This window comes from Desulforamulus reducens MI-1, from assembly GCF_000016165.1.
GTDB classification, from domain to species: Bacteria; Bacillota; Desulfotomaculia; order Desulfotomaculales; family Desulfotomaculaceae; genus Desulfotomaculum; species Desulfotomaculum reducens.
Window position 1 is genome coordinate 1,003,895 of the sequence record NC_009253.1, and the last position, 25,095, is coordinate 1,028,989.

Below are 25,095 nucleotides of genomic sequence, written 5' to 3' on the forward strand. Positions count from 1 at the left end.
TAGCCGTAGGAATCTGGTTAGTTTGGTCTGTGAGAGGATTATTTTACTTTAATTAGTTGAAAGGGGTAAAAAGAATTGATTAAAAGAATGAAAAGAGTCGCCGTTAAAAAGATGGTTAAAGTTTATGCAAAACTTAACAACGAAAAGGGTTCCCTAGATATATTCACCACAAAACTAGGCCTCGCAGTTGTAACTGTACTTATCATCGTTGGTCTTATGGTATTTGGGCCTAAATCATTCACTGAAATGTTTCAGTGGTTTACTGCAACCATGCAGTCACGGTTTAACTTCTAAAAGGGATGATGAACATTGCTTGATAGTATTATAGCTAAATTTGGGGCTATATTTTTTATTATCCTCACAGTAATATGTGGTGCCCTAGCCTTTGATATGATGACCAGATGGTTCATGGTGCAAAATCAAGCCCAATTTATAGCTAAATCTATGGGGAAGTATGGTGGATATACCACCTCGGCGGATCAATCCCTACAGGAATTTGCCAGTGAACTCAAAGCAAACAATAGTAACCTTAACGTTCAAGTTTCGGCAACCTCCTCTGTACACTGGGGAACGGTGGTAACTAGTAAGATAACCTATACCTATCGCTTTGCCATAGGAAGTTATATGCCGGGGTTTAACGTTCCCCTTACCGGCAAAGGAAGATCAGTAAGCACCTACCTTGAGGGCTTGTATAGTGTGTCATATACGAGCCCTTCTTATTAAGGAGTTTTCAGTATGGGTACAAAGGGCAGAGATATTGCTATCTGGGGTATCTATTTTACCCTTCCCCTGGCTTTAGTAATGGTAAAACTAGGCTATGACACTCTGGCCAGGGGTGTTTATCTTCTCGCTTTGGTTAGTGGGATATGGTTGCTATACTTTCAATTTATCACAGTACCAATAGCAATTAGAAAAAGTCGTAGTTCGGGCTTAAAAAGGGTGGTAGTATTACCGATTGTTCGACCATGGGCCAACTGGATGATAAAGCAGCATATGAATGCCGATTATAAAAAGGCTTATGAGATCCATATAATTAGCAAACCGACTAACCTTTGGGAATTCGTGGCTGCATTAGAAGCTGACCTACGAATTATCGATGCAAAATATAAGGATTGTCTGTTTCTTTGGGAAACATCCGCACCGGTACCAAGTAATTTCAGAAAACTAATTAAACGCCACATTAAAGTTGGCAGTGCATTTTGGCAAAAAAGTGGCTGGCCAATTCCACGGCCACCTTTTGTTTCAAGACAACTAAAAAGAGGCCAAGTCAGAAGTGGGGCTTTGGTTTGGAAAGGAGAGTAAGGATTGGACAGAAAAAAAGGCATAATCATATCCCTGATTTTATCCTTGGTCTTTACGGGGGCAGTTATATTTAGTTCAAACACCAAATATGCTGCTGCAACCAAAACAGTGGAAGTAGCAGCAGTCAACCAATATATCCCGGCTGGTAAGAAAATTACTAAAGATGATATAAAAATGGATCGGGTTCCAGAAAAAATGGCTATCAATCTGGTGCAAAAGGCTGATGATGTAGTAGGTAAAACAATCCTAGTATCTCTTGTTAAAGACCAATATATTTGGAAGAAGGCTATTGCTCAGGGAGAAGCAAAGAAAGAGGGATATATACAAGTATTTATACCAACTGACCTGCCAAGTTCAGCCTGTGTAATTGCCGGTGAGGTGGTAGATATTTATTTAGTTTCCAAAGGGGGGATAGAATCAAACAGTGGCCTAATCTACAAAGGAGCCAGGGTGCTAAACTCACTTGATCAAAGTGGTAATGAAATTGACCCGGCAAGGAAGAATGAAGTCTCACAAATGGCCGTTAACGGAAGTAAAGTACCAGTGACTGTTGGAGTAGAGGTTCCGGAAATCGTGGCACCGGTAATTGTTCAGGCTTGCAGTAAGAAGGAAATATACCTAGTGAAGTCAAACAAACTCCCCAAAGAGTAGAGTAATCGACAAAATTTACTGGACGACAATGGTAAAATGTCAATAAAGAGGAAGAAGGGAAAAGAATGAGGAGTACTATAATGAAGGTTGGTATATTTGGTGTTATACTCGGTTCGATTACTTTTTACGCTGCTATGGTAATAGGAAAGACATTAGATAAAGCAACTTATTTTAGTTACTAAATAACGATATAGAGCTTTTGAAATGGCCTCTGCCTTCTAAGGTAGAGGCTCTTTCTTTTTAAATTTTAGAAGCAAAACTACGAGGGAGGGAAAAAATGTATTGTCTAATAGCTACGGAAAAGCCATCACAGCTTAATGAACCAAACCCTGCAAATATGATAATAAACAACCTATTAAAGCTACCGCAATTTCATGGATGGCATTTTGAAGTCTGTAATGACGGCAACGAATTATTAAGGTCACAGAGTAACCCTGATGTTATCGTAGTTAGCCGGTTTCTAACAGGGGAAAACATTGAGGTTTTAATCAAAAATTTACCATTAAAGTATCCTTCTTCACGGATAGTCCTGTTGGCCGGAGTGCTAAACGAGACAACCAAAGCCTTTATTAAGATGTGTGTAGGCTACGGGCTTACGAATATCGTCACTGGCAAATTACCAGGTGACCGGCCGTACACCTTGCCGGTGGCCTTAACGGAAGACAAAGAACCGGTCAAGACCATTGATCCGAGTTGGTTTGATTCTCCCATAGATAGCCCAGGGGAAGAACCTGACCAAGAAGAATCTTCCAAAGAAGAGGAACCTCAGTTAGATAACACACTATCCGAAATAGTTTTGGACATAATAAAACAACCTTCAAAAGCCTCCGGGCAGCCTAAAGCAAAAAGGGTGATCAAACTTAAAGCAAGGACGGTTATAGCAAACCAGCACGAAATTCCAGTCGTTGAGCAACATCGACAACAACAACCTTATTATGGATACAATAACACTCGTCGAAAAGGTGTGTTTTGCGTTACATCAGCTAATAAGGGTGGGGTTGGCAAAACAACAACCGCAGTAACATCAGCCATTGCATTGGCTGATGCAGGGGTTAAAGTATGTCTATGTGACTTTGACCTAGGGGCACCAGATATAAGTGCTTTCTTCGATTTGAACAAAGGTAGAGGTATTGAATATTTAGCCGGAAAACCAATTAGACAAAACTATATTGAAGAAATCATTGTAAATGTTAGAAAAAACCTAGATATCTTACCTGGTCCCATGAATCAAACTATGCCTGTGTTTGAACCAGGCCAGTTAAGTGAATTAGTAAATATGCTATTAACCATGTACCCAGTAGTAATTGGGGACACGTCACCAGAATTTTGGACCAAACCCTGGTATGATGAGATATTTGAAAGAGCAGACAGGGTTTTCTCGGTAGTAGATCAAAGTAAATTTTCCGAACATGAGACAAAAACCTATGCACCAAAACTAACACTAATGGGAGTTTCCCCAGAAAAGATTCGGATTATTTTAAATAAGTTCAGTCCTAAACTCCACAATGCCAGCGTCGTTGAAAAATGCTTTTGCGCTGGATTTAAAAAAGGTGTGCCTGCGAAAATGAAGCCCAAAATTTCAGTTACTATTCCAGAAGATTGGAATAACCACGTTGTAGCCGGATATAAAGGTCAAGTAGTGGGCCTGGATAACGTATATAGCCAGTGGCACAACCTGGCCAAGGAAATTGCTGAATTAGCTGGATATGGCTATAACCATGCACCCGAAAACAAAAAAGAAAACCCCCTTAAATCGCTTCTGGGAAGATTTAAAAAATGACCTGGTACATCGTTTTTACCTTTACACTGGCCTGTGCAGTGACGGATTATAGAAAATACTTAATCTACGATAAAATCACCCTCCCAGCCATGGCCACGGGGTTGCTCTTTCACATCACCCCTTGGGGATTCGGAAATAAATATGCTCTGGTAGGTATTTTATTTGGCTTCATAATTGGCTACTTAGGAGCAATATTTGGCGGTGGAGGGGGCGATGCCAAACTATTAATGGCCATTGGTGCTTGGCAGGGGTTTTATAATCTTATCCTGATCATATTTATTGCTTTATGGTCAGCCCTTGTCTATTTTGCAATTCTGCACCTATATTACTTCATAAAAAAACAACCTGCACCAAAGGTTATTCCCTTTGGTGTGTGTTTTTTTATAGGGGTGGTTACACAAAAACTAATTGAGGTGGTGTTGTGAGTATAAAGGAAAAAATACTTCGCATGGCGGCATATTACGATGCAGAAACCATTGCTAACTCCTTACGGGTACCCATAGAGACAGTGGAAGATATATTGGACGGCAAGGCAGAGATAACGGTACAAACAGAACAGTTTGCACAGGCACAGGTATTACAAGTAAATACATCACGGACGGCCCACCGGCAAAAAGTAATCGTTGTTTGCCGAGGAAAGGGTGGAGTTGGTGCAACGGCAGTTGCCATGCATTTAGGACGCCAAATTAGTGAAAGGGTATCAACATTACTAATTGATTTAAACATTGATAACGGTGGCAGTGATCTAACATACTATCTGAACCTTCCATCATACCCTCACCTGGGAATCGCCAAAAACAATCTCCTGGAGGGAATAATTCAATATCAGAAGGACCTTAACATAATAGCTCCACCAATGTCAAAAAAGGAACTGGGGGGTTTCACTGCGGAGGATGTACAAAAGCTAATATTCCAGGCCAGGCAGGAATTTGATGCTATTATCATTGATCTGCCAAATAGATTGGATGATATTACCAAGGAAGCATTAAGCTGTGCCAATACTTTAGTCATGATAATGGGTGCTTTTAGACAAGAGATCTTTAGACTGGCGCATTTATCCGAGTCATATGTCACCAAAGACAAGTATCTGGTGATAAACAACTGTGCATTGGATGCTAACACTGCTGTAGAGATATTACAAGCCCATAAATCAGTGGTTATTCCATACGATGACGAGTTGGAAAATTCTTTTGAAAACCAACAATTCCTTTCTAAAAAGTCCGGCTTTAGTATGGGTGTAGAAAGCCTAAAGGAACTAATATATGAAGAAATTCCAAAGAAAGGTGGTTTAAAAGGATGGCTAACAAGGTGGTAATTAGCTAATGACTAACCTATTCAGGAAAATACCAATTAAATACATTAAGCACTTCTTTATAATGCTCATAGTTATTGCAGTTACGATCCCTGCAACAAAATATCAAAGGGAGTGGGTTGCAAATAACCAGGAGACCATTAGCCTTCCTGTACCTGCCCACGTAATTTATGCAGGTCATGTTATTACACCGGGGGATATAACAATACGTAAATTTTTAAAGGCTGCCCAGGAGCCAACATCTATCCAAGATACTACCGAAATTACCGGCAGAGTGGCTGCAAGTGACCTCTATCCAATGGAACAAATTAGGGCAGACAAACTAGTGCCACCTGAAAATATACTCAATACAGGTGAAGCCTATGTTTCGATTAAGGCAGATTCCCTGGAACAAATACTTGGTGGCCAGATTCAGCCAAACATGCAAGTGGATGTCTACCATGTGGTAGACCTAGAGAATGCGCCAGTATTATTAGCAAAGAGTGCTATTGTATCTGGAATAGTAGGGGCTTCGGGTAGCGTCACCCCAACACAAAACGATCCGCCAGTACCAAAATGGGTTTTATTGAAAGTCAAGGAAACTGAATGTGCAAACTTCACTAGACCAGTTATGGGAGGCAAGGTGTTTTTAAGTCAAACAGGATATATGTCTACCAACGTGAGTCAACCAACAACTCAAACCTCTCCGCAAGATCAAGTACAACAATAAGTAGCAGGTAAAAGGTGGTGCTTAACTAATGGGGTTTTTAACCAAAAAACAAGAACAAATCACAGAAATCAATGTAGGTCTGGTATCCTACGAAAAAGCAAAGGATTTGATAAGACAATTTATTGCTACTCCTGAACACTATGAAAATGATAACGAAAAAGCAAAGGTAAAAAAACTAGAACTTGAAAGTATGAAGGGTGAAAAGAAGGCTAAACAAGAGTTAATTGACTACCTGGTTGAAACAATGATCAGATATAAGTTTGAAATTGAGGGGATGATTCTTCATGAAGCTGCTATAGAGATATACAAAGAGACCTGGGGGTTGGGAATCATAGAGGATATTTATCATGACCCTGAAGTTGATGAGGTTGAAGTAAATGGTATTCATAATATATACTCCATCCGCAGAGGCAGGTACTGCAGAGAAAACGTAATTTTTAATTCAGAACAAGAGCTAATGGCCTTGATGGGTAGAATATTTGTCGACTACTGTGCTGTTAACGAAGGCAACCCTGTTGGAAGAACTGTTCGGGTAGATGGGACCAGAGTATTAGCCACTGTTCCCCCTTTTACCAATACAATCACCCTTACAATGAGAAAGCACAATACATTTATTTACTCAAAGGATACCTTGACCCAGGTTGGAACTTTAGATCCCAGAATATATGATGCCCTAGCCCTATTTAACAGGGGATTACTAAATATTCTTTATTCCGGCCCCACCAATGGTGGCAAAACCACTATGTTGAGACATTTTTTTAGATATAGTCCTCCCGATATCAGGACCGTACTGTTAGAACCAAGACATGAGCTAAAGCTACAAGAAAACTACCCCGAATGGAATATTATTGAGTTTCAGGAACTCCCCCAGCAACGATTAACTCTATTGCAAGCCTTTGAAACAGCACTGCAAGTAACTCCGGTAAGGATCATAACCGGTGAGATCCTGGGTGGTAGGGAAGGCCCAGAGGCAATTAAATCAGGAAACCGGGGGCATACAGGAAATCTATCAACTATCCACGCAGAGACAGTAGAAGACGCCATTTTAGAACTGACCAACATTCTTGTGGAAGAAGGTAGATCCCAAAGTATTACGAAGGAACAAGCCATGGAAAGGGTATGTAGGGCATTTGATGTAATTGTCCAGATATTCGTCCCACCTCAATCAGGAGTAAAAAAAGTGGTCGCTGTTGGAGAACCAAAATTTGTTGATGGAACTGTAAAAGTTATTAACTATTTTGAATGGCAGCCATCTGAGGAAGATTTCCTAAAGGGTTACTGGCAATACCCTAATCCTTTATCAGAAAGATTAATTAAAAAGCTGCATCGAAATGGTGTTCCAGCGGAGGAATTAAAAAGGGTGGGGCTTATATGGTAGAAATCTTTTCTATCCTAAAAGCTCAGTTTCTTGACCACCATATATCACTTATACTTATGGGAATCACAATATTAGGGATAGGATTGTTTACGTACAGTGCTTCCCACATATTCTTGGATTTCATTGAAAAAATATGTGGTCATCTGGTAAGGAAATATAAAAAAGCCAATAGAAAAAGCAATATTTCGCCAAGGTTAGTAGCAATTATCCAATCAAAGCATCAGTCTACCGTTACAAAAGCTAAAACAGTATCGGATTCGTTTAGGTGGCTTATACCTGAAATTTTATTGACCTCAGTAAAAGCCTTAATAGTATTTTCAATTGTGGCAGTGTTAGGTTTAATGATTGGTACCTTATGGCTAAAAAATATCGGTGCAGCAATCATATTGGCTTTTCTTTGTATACTACTACCTGGTCAGTATTTAAGTCGTCAGGATCTGCGAAAGCAAGAAAAATATATCAGCCAGTTCCCAATTGTAGTGAGAACTTTTCTAGTGGCCCTGGAGCAAAAAGGAAATGCCCGTTCTGCCATCTCATATGTGGCCGAACGGGCACCTGAACCATCAAAATCACTCTTCCAAACAATACTTCTTAAAATTGATAGTGGTTTTGAACCAAAATTAGCTTTGAAAGAAATCACTAAAGAAATAAAGGTATCACACGCTCATTTATTTGAACAGTTGCTAGCAGATGCCTATTATCAGGGTACAACATTGATTCCTCAGTTTACCCGTTTGGCGGGCCAGGTAGATGCTATGAATGAACTTATATTGGAAAATGCCCAGACAACTCACGCTGGGAGAATACAAAATTTTATAATGCATTTCTTGGTAGTGATACTAGCAGTAATGCTAGTTAGGGTACTCCCTGAATCAGAGAAATATTTAACCCAGGAAATTGGTGGCAGGACTATCGTGCTGCTCACCTTTTTGTCGGTGTTGATTGGGATTATCTTTGACAGGATGATGTCAAAAGTTGATGCCTAAGGGGGGTGACAAATATTTATTCAAAAATTAATATCCCAGAAATACCAACAGATTGGTTTCTTTCTACCATAGTTGGCTTAGGGGTTGGAATTATCACAGCATATACCTTATATGCTGTATTTCTTTTATTTCAAAGGTTAGTCGCAAGGATACAGCATAAACAGAGCATAAAGAAAGCAAGTCGGTTTTCAAAACTAAACCCAATTGAACACCTTAAATTAAAGGGACAGGTTAAAAAGAGCAACAAAGAGCAGAAAGAAATCTTGTTTGTAACCATTGGTTCGGGTTTGTTCTTAGCAATTACTTTACCGGGGATAACCGGCAAGCTCCTAGGCTTCCCTTTTGGGATTTTGCTAGGGGCAATTGGATATTTAAGGTACACAAAAATAATGAGAGAAAGGAGATATGGACAAAAACTTAAGGAAGCTATTTTACTTTACGACTCATTAATGATCTATATGGAAAGGGGTGATAACCTACAACAGGCATTAGAAAGGTCTTTGCCACTATTAAAACTACTAAAAACACCTGTGGAAAAATGCCTTAAAAAATATCCTTATAATCCAATTGAAGCCATTGCAGAAATGGAAAAGAATATGAACTTTGACGAAGCAGGGATCCTTATTTCTATTCTTTTACAATTACAAAACAATAATCAAGGAGCACATGTCGGTGGCCCTGAAGCGGTGCGGCTTGAAAACCTAAGAAAATCACTTTTGAGAACCAATATTAAATTAAGACCTATGTTTCAACAGTTTCAGCTTTATTTACCTCTTTTCTGTGGCTTTTCCTTAATTGCGTACTGCTATTACCGGCATTACAAAGAACAAATGGGCTCCCTAAATCCCTTGGATTTAATAAAATAAGGAGGAAAAATAAATGAGGAAAACAATAAAAAATTTTGTAAATCAAGTTAAAGAGTTTTGGAAAGATGACCGTGGTACCGGTGCTGACACCCATACAACTAATTTTTTGTATATAGTTGGTGGTATTGCTATTACATCTTTGATCATAGGGGCTTTAGGTGTAATCATCTCAAATAAAACAGACGGTATATCCTCTGATATAAAATCCTTTAAGGTTACTGTTCCAAGCGCTACTAATGGTGCTGGTACTCTAACTAATGCTGCACCAGCCTCTGGTAATTCCACAGTAAACGGCATTACTTTTAATAAATAGAAGGAGTTATGGCCATGTTTAAGACTATTAAAGCCCTTTGGGATGATGATAGTGGCAGTGGTTTAAATAACATTAACACGGAATTAATGATGATCGTATTTGGAGTGGCCATTGTTTCTTTTGTGTTGGCAGGGGTGTTTATCTCAGTTTCTGGGCTAGGAACATCTGTTGGTAATAGTATAAAGATGGTAGCACCGTAGGCACAGTAGCAAGGGGTTGATCCGATTATCTTTCGGATTAACCCCTTTTATATTTTAGGAGGTGTTTTATATTTTAAAAATTATTTTTATAACAATTTTATGCCTGGGTGGGGTTATTAAGGATATTAAAACTATGCTTATACCAAAATGGGTGACAACAACCTTGTTTATTACAGGCGTAGGGATACATTCATATAAACTAGGTTTTTCAGGAGCCATTAACTCCTTGGCAGGGGCATTGTCCTTTGCCATCTTTGTTTTTATCTTATGCCGCCTACCTGGACTTATTAATCCCAACGCCATTAAAAGACTTGGTGGCGGAGACTATAAACTTGCCTTAGGTTGTGGAGCTTGGGTAGGCCAAGAGAATGTATGGATACTAATGGCCATCTATACATATCTTTATGCCCTCATCAAAATAGTACAGTATTTACTTTCGATCAAAAGATCCGGTGGAAGAATCATTGGAAATTTAGTAGCAGATTTAAAAGCTGAGGTCTATGGTTATGGGACACCCCACCGAGAGGCCTTTGCACCTTACTTGGCTGCCCCCTTTCTACTAACCATGTATGCATTGGAATTTTACAACTGGAGGTGGTTCTGATGTTAATTACCTTAAAAAAATGTTTAAAAAATCAAAAAGGGGTTCACAGCCTTATTGTTATTCTGATGGAACTTGCTTTGGTAGTAGCAGTGGTTGGTTTCATAGTCTACAATAACCTGGAACCTGATACTGGTGATACTCACCAAAAATTTGTTAACAAAACCAAAGATATTATTGAAAGTGGGTATTAATTATGGGTAATTTCATAGCCACACTTATAGTAATATCCATTCTTTTATTCCCTTTGGTACAACAGTCAGATGACTATGTACTGCAAGCTAAACACCAAATAGCCACACACATCATGCACAGATATCTTGACCGCATGAGAATAGAAGGTAGGCTATCTACGGGCGACGAAAATGAAATAAAAAGCAAGCTAAATAATGTTAATTGTAAAATTGACTCGGATACCAACACATACATTAATGCCAATGCAAAAGAAAGATTATTGCAACCTAGAATACTGAGGGGAACCGAAACTATAGACAGTGAATTAACTTTGGAAATAAAATGTCGTCCAGAACCTCAGCCATTTAAACCAAGAAGTTTAGTTGGTGGCACATCTACACCGGTTTATATCAAGGTGGGAGGCAAAGAATTAAGTGAAAGGATTGATCCGTAATGAGAGGGGCAGTTGGCCCCTTGTTTATACACTGATAGTTTTCCCTTTAATGATGCTCCTTTGGGTATCTAATAACACTCAAATACATTCAACTACCGCCAGTGATCTTGATATACAGCCTGCCTTAGCATTGGCTGCCAGGTCTGCCGCTGGTCAGGTTGTACCGGTAAGTAACGCTTCCAACAACCCCCGTGTCCATGCAGATAATGCTCATAGCACATTCAAGAAAATTCTAGCCAAAAACCTTGGGCTAGATGAAGTAACACTTAACCCTTTGCCAGGTTCCAACATTAAACGTCCAGATTATACCTTTGTGGTCTACAATGTGGACGAAACTTTTAACATTGATGGAGCTAATGGTGGCAAGGTGTATAAATTTCAAAACGGTATATTAAATACATTTACCTTTTCACCTACTGGAACGTCATATTTATTTGGGGTAGATAACGCTAACATAAGTCCTGGGGTAGCTGGCACATTAAAATGTAAGATGGATTCCCCCGGGGTAGTGGTATCTATGAGTGCGGAACTTAATCGGGTAATGGGTAAAGACCCGATTATTGTGAACCGTTGGGCTGCTGCTAAATTAGTAAAGGTAAATTAACAGAGAGGAGTGACCTATATAAATAACTACATTAATCAGCAAATTGAAAAGATGCTTCTTATACTTGGAACAGTGTTAGCAGGAGTTGCGGCTGCCGTTCCACTGACATCTACAGCACTGTTTAGTACAGATACTTGGTGGCATTTGGCTACCGGTAAATGGATCTGGGAGAACAAAGCAATACCCAGAAATGACCCTTTCTCCTGGAGTCTCCCAGGTGCAGACTGGACAGCCCATGAGTGGTTGTTTGAATTGTTACTATACCCTTTTTCTGGAACTACCTATGGGGTAATTATATTTTGTGCTGTGCCAGTAATAGCAAATATATTTTTGTTTTGGAAACTTGTCAAAAGAACTAAACCTCTAATGACTGGTCTGATACTTGCAGTTTCCGCAACGATGCTATACCCAGGGCTAACGGCTAGACCTCAGCTATATGATTACTTGTTTTTCACACTAATGATTTATCTTTATAAAGAAAATAAATGGCTTTATACTATACCAGTAGTAATACTGGTTTGGGCCAATATGCATAGTGCAGTCTTACTTGGTGTTGGTTTAACCATTTTTTTCTTAGTTCTTAGTTTGATACCATCCTTCAGGGTTGGATTGATAGTCCATGAACCTATTGGGGACAGGAACACCTACTTCAAAATAGCTGTTATTTCAATTTTGGCCTCCCTATGCACCCCCTGGGGCTATAACCTATACGGATATGTTTGGCACACCATTAGTGATGATATCTTTGCTAAATATATAACAGAATGGATGTCCCCACCGTTGGGGATTCCTTTAATAAAATATACAACAATTGCTGTAGCCACCCTAGTTCTGGGTGGCATATCTATTTATAGCAGGTCGGTTAATCTATATACTGTTCTACTATGCGGAGGGTTGTTTTATTTAACCCTTTCTGGTTTTAGATACTATACACTATTAGGAATTGCTTTAACTACTCTCCTGGGGGAAATATGGGCATCTGATAGGCAAAATAACCGGGGATTAGCTGCCATAGGTGTGACACTAGGAATATTAATTGGTACATTGGTTGGAGGTATTCCTAAAGATTATGAGCAAGTAGCAATGAGGGAAAATTATCCTGTAGCAGCCGTAAATCATTTAGGCCAACGAACCCTTAATCCTTACGATTGGGGTGGTTACTTGATATTCCAAGGACAAAAAGTTTTTATAGATGGCAGGGCAGATATTTACCGTTTTGAAGGGGACGTATTTCAAGATTCAATGGAGGTTTTGAGTAAATTAGATATCCAGAAAATGATTGATAAGTACCATCCAGATTCCATTCTTTGCCGTAAGGAATCTTTAATGACCAAATACCTGGCCCTGTTGCCTGGGTGGGTTAAGACTTATGAAGATAATGTGGCTGTGGTATACAAGGCTCGCTAGAATGGCGGGCTTTTTATTTTTTGAGGTGATTTATTTGGAACTTTATGAAGGAGAAGGGTGGTACTTTAAGGCAAGAGAAAAATTTTTACGGGGAAATTTAACGGACGTAAAACCTACCACAAATGTCTTAGATGTTGGCTGTGGCAATGGTCTAGTGAACCATGTACTTAAACACTGTAATGTAACAGGGATTGATAGCCATCCCCGGTATGAAGGAGCCATAACTGCCGCGGCAACTGCTATACCGTTTAGTAACTCAACCTTTGATGCTGTTACTTGCTTCGATGTGCTAGAACACATTGAGGATCACGAAAAGGCTATTAATGAAATCGCCAGGGTTTTAAAACCAGGGGGAAGGGGTTACTTCTCGGTGCCATTATACCCCCAACTTTGGTCAAAACACGATGAGCTTACTGGACATGTCAGGCGATATAGAACTGGGGAACTTTACCCTTTGTTAAATAGGTCTGGATTAAAGGTGTTGAAAAAACAGTATTTTATTTGCTCTCTATTGCCCCTGGTCTTCGTAATAAGGTTATTTTTTCCTAGTCAAAAGGTAAGTTCTACCGTAAAGGCTAGACCTGCGTTAGAGAAACTATTGTTATGTCTATGCCAGTTTGACTTATATTTACGTTTACCCTTTGGGCTTACTGAGTTTATTGAAGTTAGAAAGGAGGATGGAGATTGCTAAGTATAATTATACCCGCCTACAATGAAGAATCCCGAATCGGAACACCCCTAAAAGAATTTAGGTCATTGTGGGGAGATGCCGAATTAATTGTTGTTTCGGATGGTTCTACGGATAGAACTATAGAGGTAGTCAAAAAAATATGGCCCGAGGCTAAGGTTATCGAAATTCAAAATAACATAGGTAAAGGATTTGCTGTTCGCCAGGGCGTTAAGGAAGCCACTGGTGATATTATTTGTATCATGGATGCGGATGGGGCAGCTCCACCTGACGAGTTTAGGAAACTGCAACAGGCTTTAACGCACTGTGATATTGCCATTGGGTGTCGTCCTACTTCAGGAAGAACTTTTATAAGAAACCTAGTTGGCAAGTGTTACGGCCTTATTGTTCGTTTTACCACTGGTCTCAAAGTAAAGGATACCCAGTGTGGTTTTAAAGTATTTAAAAAAGATTGTGCTAAGGAAATTTTTAATGCCTGTCGAGTTGATGGCTTTGGAATTGATGTGGAATCATTACTCTTAGCACAGCATTTTGGCTATAAGGTGACTGAGGTTCCTATTAACTGGCGAGAAATTCCCGGGTCAAAGGTTAATCTTGTTAAAGACTCTTGGCGTATGTTTTGGGAGTTGTTCAAGGCAATTAATACTGTGAAAAGAGGGATGGAAGATGGTCGGATTGGGTTATCTGCTTCTGTCTCTGCTGGCCATAATTAGCTGGAAGACAGGGTTTTCTACTTCGTGTGGTAGTAATGTATGCAAACAATTGGCGGTTGGTTTTTTTGCCCGTCCATGGATACTATGGGGAGCTTTTTATTATGCTACGGCCGGTATTTTAACCCTTACATTTAGAAAAAATTTCTCAGTAGCAGCCTTCCTTTCAACCGGTACAATCTTTCATATGACACTTACCTATTACGTTTACCAAGCTGAAAAATCTATTTGTCCTAGTTGCTTGTTGTTTTTAATCGCTGGCTTAATTTTGACACTGATGTATGTATTCAAGGATTTCTCACGATGGGATCCAAAATTCTTACCAGGAGCTGGGTTAGGGCTTCTTATCGTTTCAGTTATACTATTAACCTTAGGCTATAACAACACAGGGGCTCAAAGCCAGCCAGCCTTTGCCGAAACAAAGAAAACACAACCTGAAGAGACAATAACTATTACTGTAAACAAACCGTCATCCGAAACAAGCAAAAAACAAGAGACAATACCAGGTGAGCCAGAGCCATTATCTTTTGGATCACAGGTAGAAGTAAAAACTAAACACGGGGAGGCATTAAAAATTGACTTAAATAAAAAAACTGCTCTATTAGTAGCCTGGTGGTGCCCCCATTGTGATTATGCCCTGAAAAATATCAGTAAGTACTATTCCAATGATAGACCCTATATTGTGTTTTGTTATAATGACGGGGACCAAAGGGATTTTATTGAAAAGAAGCTTAAATCGGCTAATTTAACTGATGCTGAGTATTATATTCTTGAAGGTGATCCGCCGGTTGATGGAGTGCCAACAATGGTTTGGTGGGAAAAAGGCAAACTTAAGCAAGGCCGTGCTTTTGAGGTTAGTTCTTCAGTGCAAAAACTAATAGGTCGGGCTGAGATAAGAATTGGTAAAGGGAATGGTGCAATAAACGCAGCCCTTTCAGGCGAAGCCATAAATGGTAAAGAAATACCCCCAGGCGGGGTATTTTCTTTTAATGAGACTGTAGGGGAAAGAACAGTCGAACGTGGTTATGTCGCAGCAAGACAAATCATAAGTACACCGGAAGGTTATGATTATGCAGATGGCATTGGCGGTGGTATTTGCAGGACTTCAACAGTGCTTCATAAAGCCGTGATGGCAGCAGGATTATTAGAGGTTGAACATCATTCCCATAGCCTGCCGGTGGATTATGAAGAAGATACAGCAGTGGCCTGGGGTGGCTGGGACTACAAATTTAGAAACATTCTTTCCGTTCCGGTAACGATAAAATGTCAAAAGATAAATGAGAATTTGGTGGTGGAGCTATGGCAGAACTAAAAAGACTTATAATACTCCTTGTTATTGCTGCATTATTTACCGGTTGTAATAAGGAATCAAACCAAGATGTTGTTGGAGTGGTTAATAAGTACATTGAATATTCCTCTGCATTACAATGGGAACAAACTGAGCAATTACTGACGGGGGAGGCTTTGTTGGAAACCAGAGTTAATAAAGACAAAGTGAAAATACCCGAAAGAGTCCTGAGTAAAAAGGAAGAGGTAAATTATTTAACTAATGAAGTAGCCACAGTTACTTTAGATACAACAAAAGAAAACGATCGAATAACCTATAAATTTTACCTAAAAAAAGTACAAGACAACTGGCTAATATTTAAGGTTGAATACGGTGACTATTTGCACGACAGTCTAAAGCCAGGGCACTTACCAAAAAGTGTAGAAGCCCAACTTATGACCTATATCGAACTATCTAAAACGGAAAAGGATAAGCGTAACAGTCAATTTCTAGCAGGTCCTTTACTGCGGGCAAGTATGAAACAGTTAACTCTTCGTGGGGCTGCCGCCGGTGGGCAAAGCGAAGCACCCATAAAAGAAAAAGTAAAAGAGATAAAATGCTTAGGATTGACTAAAGATTATGCCATGGTCGAGGTATTGTCTGAAGTTACTAATGGCGAAAATGATCAGGGATATACAATGACTGCCATCTACCACTTGATAGATGTAAATGGAATTTGGAAAATATGCCGCCTGGATGTAGTTAAGATGATGGGGTGAGACCCTTATGAAAAATAAAACCGTATTGTTGTTTTTTTTAGTGTTTTTATTAACGCTAACGCCCCGGGCCGAAGCCCTTACCTTATTAAACGAGGGGTTTAATGATCTAAACATGGTTGATGCTGGCAAGACATCGGCACTAGTAGATACAACAAATCACTGGGTTCAACTGCCAAGTGGTAGTTTAACTAACGCCATAGCAATGCTTGGCGAAGATGTCGAAGGTTATGCTATAGCTGGATCAGATGGTATTAGTGTCTATGAACGAAACGATGCAACGGGAACTATAGCTAAAAACCCGGCCTTTTCATGCCCTTGGACTACCACAGCCACCGGAGTTTCAGTCCGAGAAGATACGCTAGGTATCTGGGCTATTTCCCCCAATTCACTGGCTTATTACAAAGCCAGTGCTACGGGTACTAGTGATGATCCGAATCTCAAAACCTCCGGGCTGGTTGATGTTTTATCGGTTGCGGCATACAGGAAAAGTGATAAAGCTTTGGTTCTGCAGAAAACCTCAGATAATAAGGCCCAGATAACTTTATACGAGGCCACGTCTAGTTTGAGTCAGATTAAAAGTTTTAATCCAAACATCCTTGATCCGGTAAGTATCTCAATGATAGATGATTCACCAGACTTTCGCCTTAACACTAAAACAACAAGTTATTACTTTATCTACGATGACGCTACTGGGAAATATGTGGAAGATACAACTAAAAAAATCTCTTCCCTAATAGATGTTATTTCGGCTAGTAGTGACCAAACTGGTAATGCTTTTCTGACTAGAAGTAGTTTAGATTACTACATAAACGATGATGTAGGTGATGCTAGTAAGGTTAATGTGCTAAGTCCTGGAGGTATTAGTAACCCAGTGGCTGCAGCCTTACGCCCAGGATCCTTTGACCAAGCAATGGTTGACTTAAATGGTCAGTTATATTACTGGATATATGATGATGCTACCGGAAAAATGGTTAGGGATTCTTCGATGGAATTATCGGGAATACCAATCAATAAAGGATACTCCCATCTGGCTGAATACTGGTCGAAGGTCATTACATCGGCTACCAGTTATTGTTCGGTGTTGCTTACTGCTAATAGTACCATGCCGCCGAACACTTCAATTAAATGGTACATTTCAAGTAACGGAGGTGCCACATTCGTCGAAGTGACCCCAGGGGTGAGTTCTTCAGTAACATTAGGTAATAAGTTTATTGTGAAAGCAATCCTAGATACGATAGACAACAACATAACCCCACGGATATTACCAACTGTAAAGCTTGAGGTTAATAATCCGCCCGGACCACCGATATTGCCACCATATGGAGCTTGTTTTACAACCTCAACACCAAAAATAACATGGACCTTTAATGACCCAGACCCCGGAGACACACAAAGCAGTTTCCAAGTTGAAATTGCAAGAGAATCAGATCTAAGTGTTTTTCTTGATAGTGGCCAGCTTATAGGCAGCCAATCTGAATACAAAGTGCCAACAAGTAATATTCCTAACAATCCTGGACCATTATGGAAATCCGGGGAATACAGGTATAAATATCGGGTAAAAGTCTGGGACCAAAATGGGGCTGAATCCCCTTGGTCAAATTGGGGATCTTTTTGTGTAATAACCCTTGAACGGCCCAGGATAGCACAAATAACATCTGCTCCAGCCAGTCAGGTAAAGCCTGATCCAGCTAACCCGACGACACACCTTATGATCAACCAAGGCATGACAAAAGAACAACTGCCGAAAGTAAAAGCCGGTTCTAAGGTCACTCTTTTGGTAGATGCTATTGGACCTTTTAACTCATTAAGCACATTATTTCCATATGGTACAGGGCTAAATGCTTCAGTTATAACCAATAGCCTAAATCCAAGTGGAAGTAAAACCAATAGATACACTATTGACTTTTGGACTGATCCAAACCTATATAAATGTCCCTCTGGTACCCTAGTGACTATGTTGTTAGGGGCTTCGAGTGCTGTAGGAAATGTTCAGTTAAATGCACCTCCTTATGCAGAAGGTGTTGTTGTTACCCAGGGAAGTATTTATGAAGATTGGCTAGTGGTCTTACAGGGAAGAGATTAGTCTCATTAAGCCACTTTTTCTTGTTAGAACATAAAAAACTAACAAGAAAGGTGGCCCGATTGATGCTCAATTATCTAGTGGACCAAATATTAGGAATATGCGGCACTAATGCGGAAGGACAAGATGATGTTGAAAAACAGCTTCGAGAATTACTGAATGGTTATGTAATAAAAAAAGCTTCACCTGATAGCAATCTGGCAGATGCTAACCAAAAACTTAACATGTTTTTATTGTCCAAAAAAATGGAGGGGCTTAGCGAAAAAACAATTGATAAATATCGCAAAACTATCCTGGACTTTGCAAAATACGTTAACAAACCTCTTAAAAGAATTACCACTGCCGACATTCGCACTTGGTTATCCAACCGGGATATAAAAATAAGTACTGTCCGGTACCGTCTGGCGGTGTTGAGAAGTTTTTATAATTACCTGTTAGCTGAAGAAATAGTTGCTGTTGACCCGACAAGAAGAATAAAGTCGCCAAAACTTGAAAAGCGTATTCCAAAGGCCCTAAATAATGATGAACTGGAGGTCTTAAGAGAAGGTTGCAATACTTTACGTGAAAAGGCACTTCTAGAAATCTTTTATGCAACAGGTTGCCGTATTGGGGAGGTGTTCGGGGCGAATAAAATAGATATAAATTGGCAAGAGCGGAGTTTGGTAGTATTGGGCAAAGGGAACAAAGAAAGGATCGTTTTTATCGGGGCTAGAGCAGCACACTCATTAAAGAAATATCTCAATAGTCGGCAAGACAATGAAGATGCCTTATTTGTTACAGAAAAAGGGAAAATCCAAAGGTTATCCGTACGTTCCATTCAACTGATATTTAAAAAAATTGCTAATCGGGTTGTTATCCACAAAAACATATACCCACATATTTTTAGACATACCTTAGCAACTGCATTACTAAACCACGGTGCTAGGCTTGAAGACGTTCAGGACCTGCTAGGGCATACAAATCCTAGCACTACTCAGATTTATTGTAAAGTTTCACCAGAGAGAAAGAAGTTAGCATACAATCAGCATTTTGTTAACTAGTTAGAGCGATGAATAGTTTTGGAGGACCGAGGCGGTTTTGCCTCGGTTTTTCTTATAAGGCAATTTTTCGGTATACGAATATTATACAAAGAGGGTGGTTTGAAATTAATAGTACGCTCTTTCTTTTGATATTGGCCCCAATGTTACTGGTACTACCTATTTGCATATTATTATTTTTATTAAAGTAAATTCAGTTTTAGTTCAACAGTAAATCTTGCAGGATACGAATATATCCTGCAACATTGGCTACGGATTCGGAACCGCCGCCGTAGGCACCGGAGTACCAAGAATTAGCTGAGGCCTCCCATGCCCGGTCATGGGTTGCTGATAAACTTTTACCGTTACTCCATGGTCCATTTGCTAATGCGTTCCATGCATTCCAAGCATTTACGTTGGCGGCATCCGCAGAGTTTTTTGCTGAGATGACATTATTGTTCATATTACTCATTTCAGTAAAATCCATCGAAAATTTGCCCCAACCAACTGTCACTGTATAGAGATTTGCTGCCCAAGATTCCTTGTTTTTTACATACACCTGCGTGATGTTGTCATAAGGTGTAACCGAAAACTCTTTTGCGGTTACACCTGCATTTGTTACACTGTAAGATTGCCAAATATTATTATTATAAAGTTTTAGATCAAACGGCCCATAATCACGACAAGATACTTTAAGATAATATATTTGTGCACCTTGAAACGGGGGAGTCAGAGTAACATATTTTTCACTGTTTGTTTGACCGTATTCTGGAGCATCAAGCCAGTATTCAGGTGTTGTTTGAATCTGTGTGTTATCCACGGTATAGCCATATGATATGTTAGGTAAGATTAAGATACATAATATTATAGATACAATTATTGTTTTAATATTGCCAAACATCTTAATTCACTTCCTTAACTATAAATTTAGGGGTTTCTTTTTGGATGAATGATAGTCAATTATCCATATATAGTCACCTCTTTCTTTGTATTCTTTATAAAACTTAATAACTTATTTAATATAAAACCTCTCGCATTTTTGCAAGAGGTTTTTATGATTAATTTTTAGAAAGGAGGTCAAGAATAGTGTAATAGTCATTAAACTTTATTATTAATTTTAAAGACATGGAGGTTGACTGAATAAAAAAATGAGGTGATACAATTGAAAAAATACGCATTAGTATTACTAATTGCAATAGCTTGTTTGCTAAATAATATTAATATTGCTTCTGCAGATATTATAACTTCAACAGTGTCATTAAAACGCACTGGCGTTAGTGCTGGGGATACTGCTGTGAGTTCATACTCTAGGGGGATGGTAGCTTATATTGAACATGCTCAAGCAGCTTATTTTTTGTATATACTAAATCATAAACCATATGCAATAGATAATCACCCTTTACATTTTTCTGTTGCTGACAATAACTATATAAATGGGACAATGACATTAGAAGTAAGAAGAAACGATATAAACGGTCCACTTGAGTATGTTGAAACTAAAAGTTTTGCCGGTGATAAATATTACGAGTACCTTTATTTTGATATACCAGTATTAAACCCCTTTTTAGTATCGGGGGAACGTCTATATTATGTAATAAACAACCAAACCAATTGTAGATTAAGATATTATTTCTACCCCACCAATGATTGGAAAGTATTGATTCAACTATATGATCAAATTAACGCTGATATTTTAAGAGAGGCATTAGCTGCAAAGAACAATGCTGAAAAAGCTCGACAATTTGCTGAATGGGCAAACAATAATGCAGACCTTGCCCGACAATATGCAGGTTGGGCAAATGGCAATGCAGAGACAGCAAAAAACAACATCCTATGGGGCACTGACAACGGCGGCAAATCCCTAGGGGCAACATTTGACCGAGCTTGGGAAGGTGCTAATAATTCTTACTACAATGGAACCTACGGCGGTTCCTCCGAAAGTGTAGCCAATGTTGCAGGATATATTCGTAACACGCAACTTCCTGGATTAGAGACCAAGATGAACAACCTTCAGGTAGCCGTGACAAATATCCAAAACAGCGATACTATACCCCCTACTTTTGATGTACAAACAGTATCCGGTGCCCGGGCCACCTCAGCATCCTCAATTCAGGCGATAGTAACCGTTACCGACAACCGCCCAGGGCCATATACCTACAGCATAAGTGGTGGAAGTTATAGCACATTACCATCGGATGGCCGCATTTCCTTGCCAGTTTCTAGTTCAGGCAATAACTCGATTACAGTTAGTGTAAAAGACGTGGCAGGAAATATTGGTACCAAGACTATAGTGATCAGGAAGTTATAATATAACATGATAAAAAACGATAACAATTATTAATCCCCACCGATGTAACACGGTGGGGATGTTTTTTATATATACGGAGGTGATAGGTTGAATCAGATGGTTCTAAACCGGGCGATAGAACTTATTAAACCTTGCCCGGGATTGTTTGATCATGCACAGGATGTTGCAAGGCTTGTATTTAATGTAGCCGGTACACTTGGACTCGATACATCAACTTTAAAGACAGCGGCTTTGGTCCATGATGTTGGTAAATGTACTTGGCCAAAGGAACTTCATATAAGATATCCTTTGCAACCAGAAGATCTTAAAATTATCCGTACCCACCCAGTTATTGGAGAGAAAATTCTTTGTGATCTATGGCCGGATATACCAAAGAAAATACGTGAATTAGTCCGGTGGCATCATGAACGTCCCGGAGGCCTAGGATATCCTGATCAGCTTCATAACCCATCAATAGAGGTTTTAGTTTTAGCATCCTGTGACGTGTTTTCAGCAATAACCTCTGATCGACCTTATAGAGTAGGCACTTTCCCGATTAGTGAAGCATTAATGGAAGTGGCTAAATTTGCCCCACCGCAGATTGTGGCTGCCTTAGCAGATGCCGTATTAAAACGGTGTGTAAATTATTAACTCATCCTAAATAAAGTTATCAAGGAGGAAGATATGCTATGTCAAAAGTAGTTGCTATTGATTTTGGGTACAGAGAAATTAAGGGAGTCAATTCCGAAGGATTAGAAATTAAATTTCCCACCGCCATGGCACCCTATGTAAAACACCCAACAGCCGAAGGATTGGAAGAGGTTGTTACCGTCACTAAACCTGGGTATGAACCAGAAATGTATTTCTATGGACAAAAAGCCTTGGATGAAACAGGTGTTGGTTTTACCAACGACCGGGATAAACATCTCCACTCCGGGCACGACATTCTGATGTTAGCGGCCGCAAGAAAATTAGGCTATGAAAACGGAGATACCTTAGTCGTTGGGGTGCCCATTAGCTATGCTGATCAAAGAGAGGCCCTCAAGACCCAACTGGAACGCCTGCATGGTGATGTAAGCGTAGATGGTGGAAAGCCAAAACGGATTTCTTTTAATGACGTCCTGGTGCTGCGCCAAGGAATTGTGGTCTTTGGCCTGATCCCTGATTTACCTAATGGGACACTCATCTCTTTTGACATCGGTGAACATACCACCGATGTGAGTACAGTCAAATTTAAAAATGGTGTAATCGAACCCAATCCCAGTAAATGCTTTTCACTGGAATATGGGTATTCAAAGGTAGTTGAAGCTATTCAAAAGGAGTTTCAATCTAAAGCTGGGTCCCCGGTCTCTGGGGAGCAGGCCAGGGCCATCGCGGAAGAAGGTTATGTGATTTATAAGCTAAAGAAACTTGATATGACACTAGAAGTCCTAAGGGCTAAAGAAGAAATTGCAAAAAATATCGTAAAAGATGCTAAGAAACGATTAGGTGAGATCGCTGACTTTGCTGCTGGTTTCTACTTGTGCGGTGGCGGTGCTGATGTATTACCTCTAAAGGAACTATTGCCAGGTGCAGTTATTGTAGATAACCCCCAGACCGCCAATGCCAGAGCCTATTTACAGTTGGCTATGAGTGAATGAGCCAATAATGTTGAGGGAACCTTGCCCGGATCATGCCCGGGCGAGGGGTTAAAAAAACGTCCGGCCAATGTCCGAACATAACCCCAAAAAGGAAAAAATATTGCCCGGAACATGCCCGGACACTGGTTAATAATAGTGTTTTCTGTCCCGGATTGCGTCCGAACATAAGACAAAAAACGTCCGTACATTGTCCGATTCTACTATTTTATACCCGGACATTGTACGGACACTGGATAAATTTAGAAAACCTGTCCGGCAAGTGTCCGGGCATATAACAAGATTAAGAAAATGTTGCCCGGACAAGCTCCGGGTCTTTTGATTGGGGTGATATGATGGCAAAATCAAGGCCAGGGCGGAGAGTGGAATTTCGGTTACCAGAGGATCATCCTTTTTTTACAGTGGTGCCGTTAGGGGAACGGCAAGATTGGCTGGCAGAGAAAATTACGGCTGCTCTGGAAACGGAGAGCGTTAAAGTAAAAACAGACCCTGATAAAACAATTCAGAGAATCGAAGAAAAAATTGATCAAATTCTAGGTGTAATGGCGTCTGGTATTTCAATCAGTGGCCAAACCCCTACAGAACAACCAAAACAAGAGGAACCCATTGAAGAAAAACCAAAACCTGCCGTTAAAAATCCACGGGCCTTGTTGGACTTTTAGTACTGATATGGGGAGGTTCCAATGGCTGATAATATTTTTCATGGTGTAAGTGAAGAAAGATTTATTAAAAGAGAGAGGCGTCCCCGGCGTGAACTAGATATGCCGCAACTCAGGTTTCATCATATGGACACATGGGTTCCTGTTTTGGGCTTGGAAGTGTTTGCGGCTTGGTTGAAAATGTATACCCTATGTGATCGTAAGACTTATCCCAAAGACAATGTGGTTCAGCATAAACCATTACTAAAAATGGCGGTTGAATTTGGTTGTGGCAAAGATAAAGCTCTGGCAATACTAAAAAAATTATTCGAGTATGGCCTGATAGATATAATCCAAGCAAGAAACTCAAAAGGAGGCGTGAAAAACCACTATTACTGGTATGACATTCCCATTTATGCAAATACAACCTATTGTGAATTAAAAAAGTGTCGATCTTGGGATGAAACAGCATGGGAAGGCAAACAGTTGATAGAAATTCGTCTAGCTAAACAAGAACAACAAAAAAAGCTAGCGGAAGAACAGACGGAAGAAATCCCACTAACTTTGGAGGAAAAAAACCAATCTAAAAACCAGATTGGTTATCAATCTGAAAAACCGATTGGAAACCAATCTAAAAATCAGATTGGTTCTGAAGAATATCCAATCGGAAAATCAGATTGGGAACCAATCGGAAAATCCGCCTATAGTAATAATATAAATATAAGTATTGATAAAGAGGATAAGAAGAAAGAAGAAGAAGGGGTAAAATCCGAATTCGAAGAGTTAGAAATAAACTACCAAAAATCACTAGAGAAACTTGATGCTGAATATTTTGAGGCAAGGCGTAAAGTATTTGGTTCAGAAGATGAAGAACTAGCACTAAATATCTTGGAAAATGACTATTCTAGTCTACGTTCTAAATTTGATTATGAATATCAACAAGCTAAAAAAGAAATTATTATAAATCAACAGCTTAGTGAGCTAGATAGTGGAACTCGCGAGGCGGTGAAATTGTTCTACGAAACCGTTGATGAAGACCCAGAAATAATTCCTTTTATTCAAAAATGGGTAAAAGAAACATCCACAGAGACTGTTATTTATTGCATCAATAGGATGCTTGAGCAAGATGATATCGGAAATGTGATTATGTGGTTAGATAAAGCAGTGCAAAATCCAGAAAAATATCCAAAGAAAATTGAATATAGCAAAAGCATCAAAAAGATAAGCAGTCTCAGGAGGTCGATGTATAGTTAGTT

The 25,095-nt window shown here is 39.6% G+C and carries 30 protein-coding genes; 29 read left to right on the forward strand and 1 reads right to left on the reverse strand.

Translation table 11 applies throughout. From position 1 onward, the window contains the following. The first annotated feature begins 75 nt into the window (after nucleotides 1–75). From DRED_RS05145 to xerA, 24 genes are all read left to right on the forward strand, one after another. Nucleotides 76–294: a hypothetical protein gene (locus tag DRED_RS05145; protein ID WP_041274479.1), complete on the forward strand. Its 219-nt coding sequence runs from the start codon at nucleotides 76–78 to the stop codon at nucleotides 292–294. A gap of 15 nt (nucleotides 295–309) precedes the next feature. Continuing rightward, nucleotides 310–723, forward strand: a complete 414-nt coding sequence (locus DRED_RS05150) for a hypothetical protein (protein WP_011877311.1) — start codon at nucleotides 310–312, stop codon at nucleotides 721–723. Nucleotides 724–735: 12 nt separating this feature from the next. After that, nucleotides 736–1,302, forward strand: a complete 567-nt coding sequence (locus DRED_RS05155; RefSeq protein ID WP_011877312.1) for a hypothetical protein — start codon at nucleotides 736–738, stop codon at nucleotides 1,300–1,302. Nucleotides 1,303–1,305: 3 nt separating this feature from the next. After that, nucleotides 1,306–1,953 carry an SAF domain-containing protein gene (locus tag DRED_RS05160; protein ID WP_011877313.1) on the forward strand — a complete coding sequence of 216 codons (648 nt, stop codon included), beginning with the start codon at nucleotides 1,306–1,308 and terminating at the stop codon, nucleotides 1,951–1,953. 277 nt (nucleotides 1,954–2,230) lie between these two features. Beyond that, nucleotides 2,231–3,733, forward strand: coding sequence for a CpaE/TadZ family protein (locus tag DRED_RS05165; RefSeq protein ID WP_011877314.1), 1,503 nt, complete (start codon nucleotides 2,231–2,233; stop codon nucleotides 3,731–3,733). After that, a complete protein-coding gene (locus tag DRED_RS17800) occupies nucleotides 3,730–4,158 on the forward strand; it encodes a prepilin peptidase (RefSeq protein ID WP_011877315.1) in 429 nt (142 codons plus the stop codon). Before DRED_RS05165 ends, DRED_RS17800 begins: the two co-directional genes overlap by 4 nt. Further along, on the forward strand, nucleotides 4,155–5,048 hold the full coding sequence (locus DRED_RS05175; RefSeq protein WP_011877316.1) for a CpaE/TadZ family protein: 894 nt from the start codon (nucleotides 4,155–4,157) through the stop codon (nucleotides 5,046–5,048). The genes DRED_RS17800 and DRED_RS05175 overlap by 4 nt, the downstream gene beginning before the upstream one ends. A gap of 7 nt (nucleotides 5,049–5,055) precedes the next feature. Continuing rightward, the gene (locus DRED_RS05180) at nucleotides 5,056–5,754 is read left to right on the forward strand and encodes a CpaB family protein (protein WP_011877317.1); all 699 of its coding nucleotides are present in this window, start codon (nucleotides 5,056–5,058) and stop codon (nucleotides 5,752–5,754) included. Between the two features lie 28 nt (nucleotides 5,755–5,782). Continuing rightward, nucleotides 5,783–7,132, forward strand: coding sequence for an ATPase, T2SS/T4P/T4SS family (locus DRED_RS05185; protein ID WP_011877318.1), 1,350 nt, complete (start codon nucleotides 5,783–5,785; stop codon nucleotides 7,130–7,132). Next, the gene (locus DRED_RS05190) at nucleotides 7,126–8,118 is read left to right on the forward strand and encodes a type II secretion system F family protein (protein ID WP_011877319.1); all 993 of its coding nucleotides are present in this window, start codon (nucleotides 7,126–7,128) and stop codon (nucleotides 8,116–8,118) included. The genes DRED_RS05185 and DRED_RS05190 overlap by 7 nt, the downstream gene beginning before the upstream one ends. Before the next feature lie 5 nt (nucleotides 8,119–8,123). Next, nucleotides 8,124–8,984, forward strand: coding sequence for a hypothetical protein (locus DRED_RS05195; protein WP_011877320.1), 861 nt, complete (start codon nucleotides 8,124–8,126; stop codon nucleotides 8,982–8,984). A 13-nt stretch (nucleotides 8,985–8,997) separates the two neighbouring features. Further along, nucleotides 8,998–9,297 carry a hypothetical protein gene (locus tag DRED_RS05200; RefSeq protein ID WP_011877321.1) on the forward strand — a complete coding sequence of 100 codons (300 nt, stop codon included), beginning with the start codon at nucleotides 8,998–9,000 and terminating at the stop codon, nucleotides 9,295–9,297. A 14-nt stretch (nucleotides 9,298–9,311) separates the two neighbouring features. Further along, the gene (locus DRED_RS05205) at nucleotides 9,312–9,497 is read left to right on the forward strand and encodes a SurA N-terminal domain-containing protein (RefSeq protein WP_041274480.1); all 186 of its coding nucleotides are present in this window, start codon (nucleotides 9,312–9,314) and stop codon (nucleotides 9,495–9,497) included. Between the two features lie 61 nt (nucleotides 9,498–9,558). After that, the gene (locus DRED_RS17805; RefSeq protein WP_049755850.1) at nucleotides 9,559–10,101 is read left to right on the forward strand and encodes a prepilin peptidase; all 543 of its coding nucleotides are present in this window, start codon (nucleotides 9,559–9,561) and stop codon (nucleotides 10,099–10,101) included. After that, nucleotides 10,101–10,292: a hypothetical protein gene (locus DRED_RS05215; RefSeq protein ID WP_041274481.1), complete on the forward strand. Its 192-nt coding sequence runs from the start codon at nucleotides 10,101–10,103 to the stop codon at nucleotides 10,290–10,292. The genes DRED_RS17805 and DRED_RS05215 overlap by 1 nt, the downstream gene beginning before the upstream one ends. A 2-nt stretch (nucleotides 10,293–10,294) precedes the next feature. After that, complete coding sequence (locus tag DRED_RS05220) at nucleotides 10,295–10,726, forward strand: hypothetical protein (protein WP_011877323.1); 432 nt, start codon at nucleotides 10,295–10,297, stop codon at nucleotides 10,724–10,726. Continuing rightward, a complete protein-coding gene (locus DRED_RS05225) occupies nucleotides 10,707–11,330 on the forward strand; it encodes a hypothetical protein (RefSeq protein WP_041274482.1) in 624 nt (207 codons plus the stop codon). Before DRED_RS05220 ends, DRED_RS05225 begins: the two co-directional genes overlap by 20 nt. A gap of 9 nt (nucleotides 11,331–11,339) precedes the next feature. Then, nucleotides 11,340–12,737, forward strand: coding sequence for a hypothetical protein (locus DRED_RS05230; RefSeq protein ID WP_041274483.1), 1,398 nt, complete (start codon nucleotides 11,340–11,342; stop codon nucleotides 12,735–12,737). Continuing rightward, nucleotides 12,700–13,428 carry a class I SAM-dependent methyltransferase gene (locus DRED_RS17810; RefSeq protein WP_011877326.1) on the forward strand — a complete coding sequence of 243 codons (729 nt, stop codon included), beginning with the start codon at nucleotides 12,700–12,702 and terminating at the stop codon, nucleotides 13,426–13,428. Before DRED_RS05230 ends, DRED_RS17810 begins: the two co-directional genes overlap by 38 nt. Continuing rightward, a complete protein-coding gene (locus DRED_RS05240; protein WP_011877327.1) occupies nucleotides 13,422–14,138 on the forward strand; it encodes a dolichyl-phosphate beta-glucosyltransferase in 717 nt (238 codons plus the stop codon). Before DRED_RS17810 ends, DRED_RS05240 begins: the two co-directional genes overlap by 7 nt. Continuing rightward, a complete protein-coding gene (locus DRED_RS17815) occupies nucleotides 14,092–15,447 on the forward strand; it encodes a VanW family protein (protein ID WP_049755852.1) in 1,356 nt (451 codons plus the stop codon). The genes DRED_RS05240 and DRED_RS17815 overlap by 47 nt, the downstream gene beginning before the upstream one ends. Next, on the forward strand, nucleotides 15,435–16,181 hold the full coding sequence (locus DRED_RS05250) for a hypothetical protein (protein ID WP_011877329.1): 747 nt from the start codon (nucleotides 15,435–15,437) through the stop codon (nucleotides 16,179–16,181). The genes DRED_RS17815 and DRED_RS05250 overlap by 13 nt, the downstream gene beginning before the upstream one ends. A 7-nt stretch (nucleotides 16,182–16,188) precedes the next feature. Further along, nucleotides 16,189–18,264 carry a glycoside hydrolase family 78 protein gene (locus DRED_RS05255; RefSeq protein ID WP_011877330.1) on the forward strand — a complete coding sequence of 692 codons (2,076 nt, stop codon included), beginning with the start codon at nucleotides 16,189–16,191 and terminating at the stop codon, nucleotides 18,262–18,264. Nucleotides 18,265–18,326: 62 nt separating this feature from the next. After that, nucleotides 18,327–19,301, forward strand: a complete 975-nt coding sequence (gene xerA, locus DRED_RS05260; protein ID WP_011877331.1) for a site-specific tyrosine recombinase/integron integrase — start codon at nucleotides 18,327–18,329, stop codon at nucleotides 19,299–19,301. Between the two features lie 196 nt (nucleotides 19,302–19,497). Here xerA and DRED_RS05265 read toward each other — a convergent pair whose 3' ends face one another. Continuing rightward, the gene (locus DRED_RS05265; RefSeq protein WP_011877332.1) at nucleotides 19,498–20,178 is read right to left on the reverse strand and encodes a hypothetical protein; all 681 of its coding nucleotides are present in this window, start codon (nucleotides 20,176–20,178) and stop codon (nucleotides 19,498–19,500) included. Between the two features lie 252 nt (nucleotides 20,179–20,430). Here DRED_RS05265 and DRED_RS18990 point away from each other — a divergent pair, with 252 nt between their 5' ends. From DRED_RS18990 to DRED_RS05290, 5 genes are all read left to right on the forward strand, one after another. Further along, complete coding sequence (locus tag DRED_RS18990; protein WP_420794769.1) at nucleotides 20,431–21,585, forward strand: hypothetical protein; 1,155 nt, start codon at nucleotides 20,431–20,433, stop codon at nucleotides 21,583–21,585. Nucleotides 21,586–21,681: 96 nt separating this feature from the next. Then, nucleotides 21,682–22,215 (forward strand): HD-GYP domain-containing protein, encoded by a 534-nt coding sequence (locus DRED_RS05275; RefSeq protein ID WP_041274807.1) that lies wholly within the window; start codon nucleotides 21,682–21,684, stop codon nucleotides 22,213–22,215. Nucleotides 22,216–22,253: 38 nt separating this feature from the next. Further along, complete coding sequence (locus tag DRED_RS05280) at nucleotides 22,254–23,204, forward strand: ParM/StbA family protein (protein ID WP_011877335.1); 951 nt, start codon at nucleotides 22,254–22,256, stop codon at nucleotides 23,202–23,204. A 359-nt stretch (nucleotides 23,205–23,563) separates the two neighbouring features. Further along, nucleotides 23,564–23,863, forward strand: coding sequence for a hypothetical protein (locus DRED_RS05285; protein WP_156779601.1), 300 nt, complete (start codon nucleotides 23,564–23,566; stop codon nucleotides 23,861–23,863). A gap of 21 nt (nucleotides 23,864–23,884) precedes the next feature. Then, entirely contained in the window at nucleotides 23,885–25,093 is a 1,209-nt protein-coding gene (locus DRED_RS05290; protein WP_011877337.1) for a hypothetical protein, read from the forward strand. Nucleotides 25,094–25,095: the final 2 nt, after the last annotated feature.

Bases quoted from the DNA above. Each gene is read 5' to 3' on its own strand.
- DRED_RS05155 (WP_011877312.1), top strand. From the start codon at position 736: ATGGGTACAAAGGGCAGAGATATTGCTATCTGGGGTATCTATTTTACC.
- DRED_RS05165 (WP_011877314.1), top strand. From the start codon at position 2,231: ATGTATTGTCTAATAGCTACGGAAAAGCCATCACAGCTTAATGAACCA.
- DRED_RS17800 (WP_011877315.1), top strand. From the start codon at position 3,730: ATGACCTGGTACATCGTTTTTACCTTTACACTGGCCTGTGCAGTGACG.
- DRED_RS05180 (WP_011877317.1), top strand. From the start codon at position 5,056: ATGACTAACCTATTCAGGAAAATACCAATTAAATACATTAAGCACTTC.
- DRED_RS05185 (WP_011877318.1), top strand. From the start codon at position 5,783: ATGGGGTTTTTAACCAAAAAACAAGAACAAATCACAGAAATCAATGTA.
- DRED_RS05190 (WP_011877319.1), top strand. From the start codon at position 7,126: ATGGTAGAAATCTTTTCTATCCTAAAAGCTCAGTTTCTTGACCACCAT.
- DRED_RS05200 (WP_011877321.1), top strand. From the start codon at position 8,998: ATGAGGAAAACAATAAAAAATTTTGTAAATCAAGTTAAAGAGTTTTGG.
- DRED_RS05205 (WP_041274480.1), top strand. From the start codon at position 9,312: ATGTTTAAGACTATTAAAGCCCTTTGGGATGATGATAGTGGCAGTGGT.
- DRED_RS05215 (WP_041274481.1), top strand. From the start codon at position 10,101: ATGTTAATTACCTTAAAAAAATGTTTAAAAAATCAAAAAGGGGTTCAC.
- DRED_RS05220 (WP_011877323.1), top strand. From the start codon at position 10,295: ATGGGTAATTTCATAGCCACACTTATAGTAATATCCATTCTTTTATTC.
- DRED_RS17810 (WP_011877326.1), top strand. From the start codon at position 12,700: ATGAAGATAATGTGGCTGTGGTATACAAGGCTCGCTAGAATGGCGGGC.
- DRED_RS17815 (WP_049755852.1), top strand. From the start codon at position 14,092: ATGGTCGGATTGGGTTATCTGCTTCTGTCTCTGCTGGCCATAATTAGC.
- DRED_RS05250 (WP_011877329.1), top strand. From the start codon at position 15,435: ATGGCAGAACTAAAAAGACTTATAATACTCCTTGTTATTGCTGCATTA.
- DRED_RS05255 (WP_011877330.1), top strand. From the start codon at position 16,189: ATGAAAAATAAAACCGTATTGTTGTTTTTTTTAGTGTTTTTATTAACG.
- xerA (WP_011877331.1), top strand. From the start codon at position 18,327: ATGCTCAATTATCTAGTGGACCAAATATTAGGAATATGCGGCACTAAT.
- DRED_RS05265 (WP_011877332.1), bottom strand. From the start codon at position 20,178: ATGTTTGGCAATATTAAAACAATAATTGTATCTATAATATTATGTATC.
- DRED_RS05275 (WP_041274807.1), top strand. From the start codon at position 21,682: ATGGTTCTAAACCGGGCGATAGAACTTATTAAACCTTGCCCGGGATTG.
- DRED_RS05280 (WP_011877335.1), top strand. From the start codon at position 22,254: ATGTCAAAAGTAGTTGCTATTGATTTTGGGTACAGAGAAATTAAGGGA.
- DRED_RS05290 (WP_011877337.1), top strand. From the start codon at position 23,885: ATGGCTGATAATATTTTTCATGGTGTAAGTGAAGAAAGATTTATTAAA.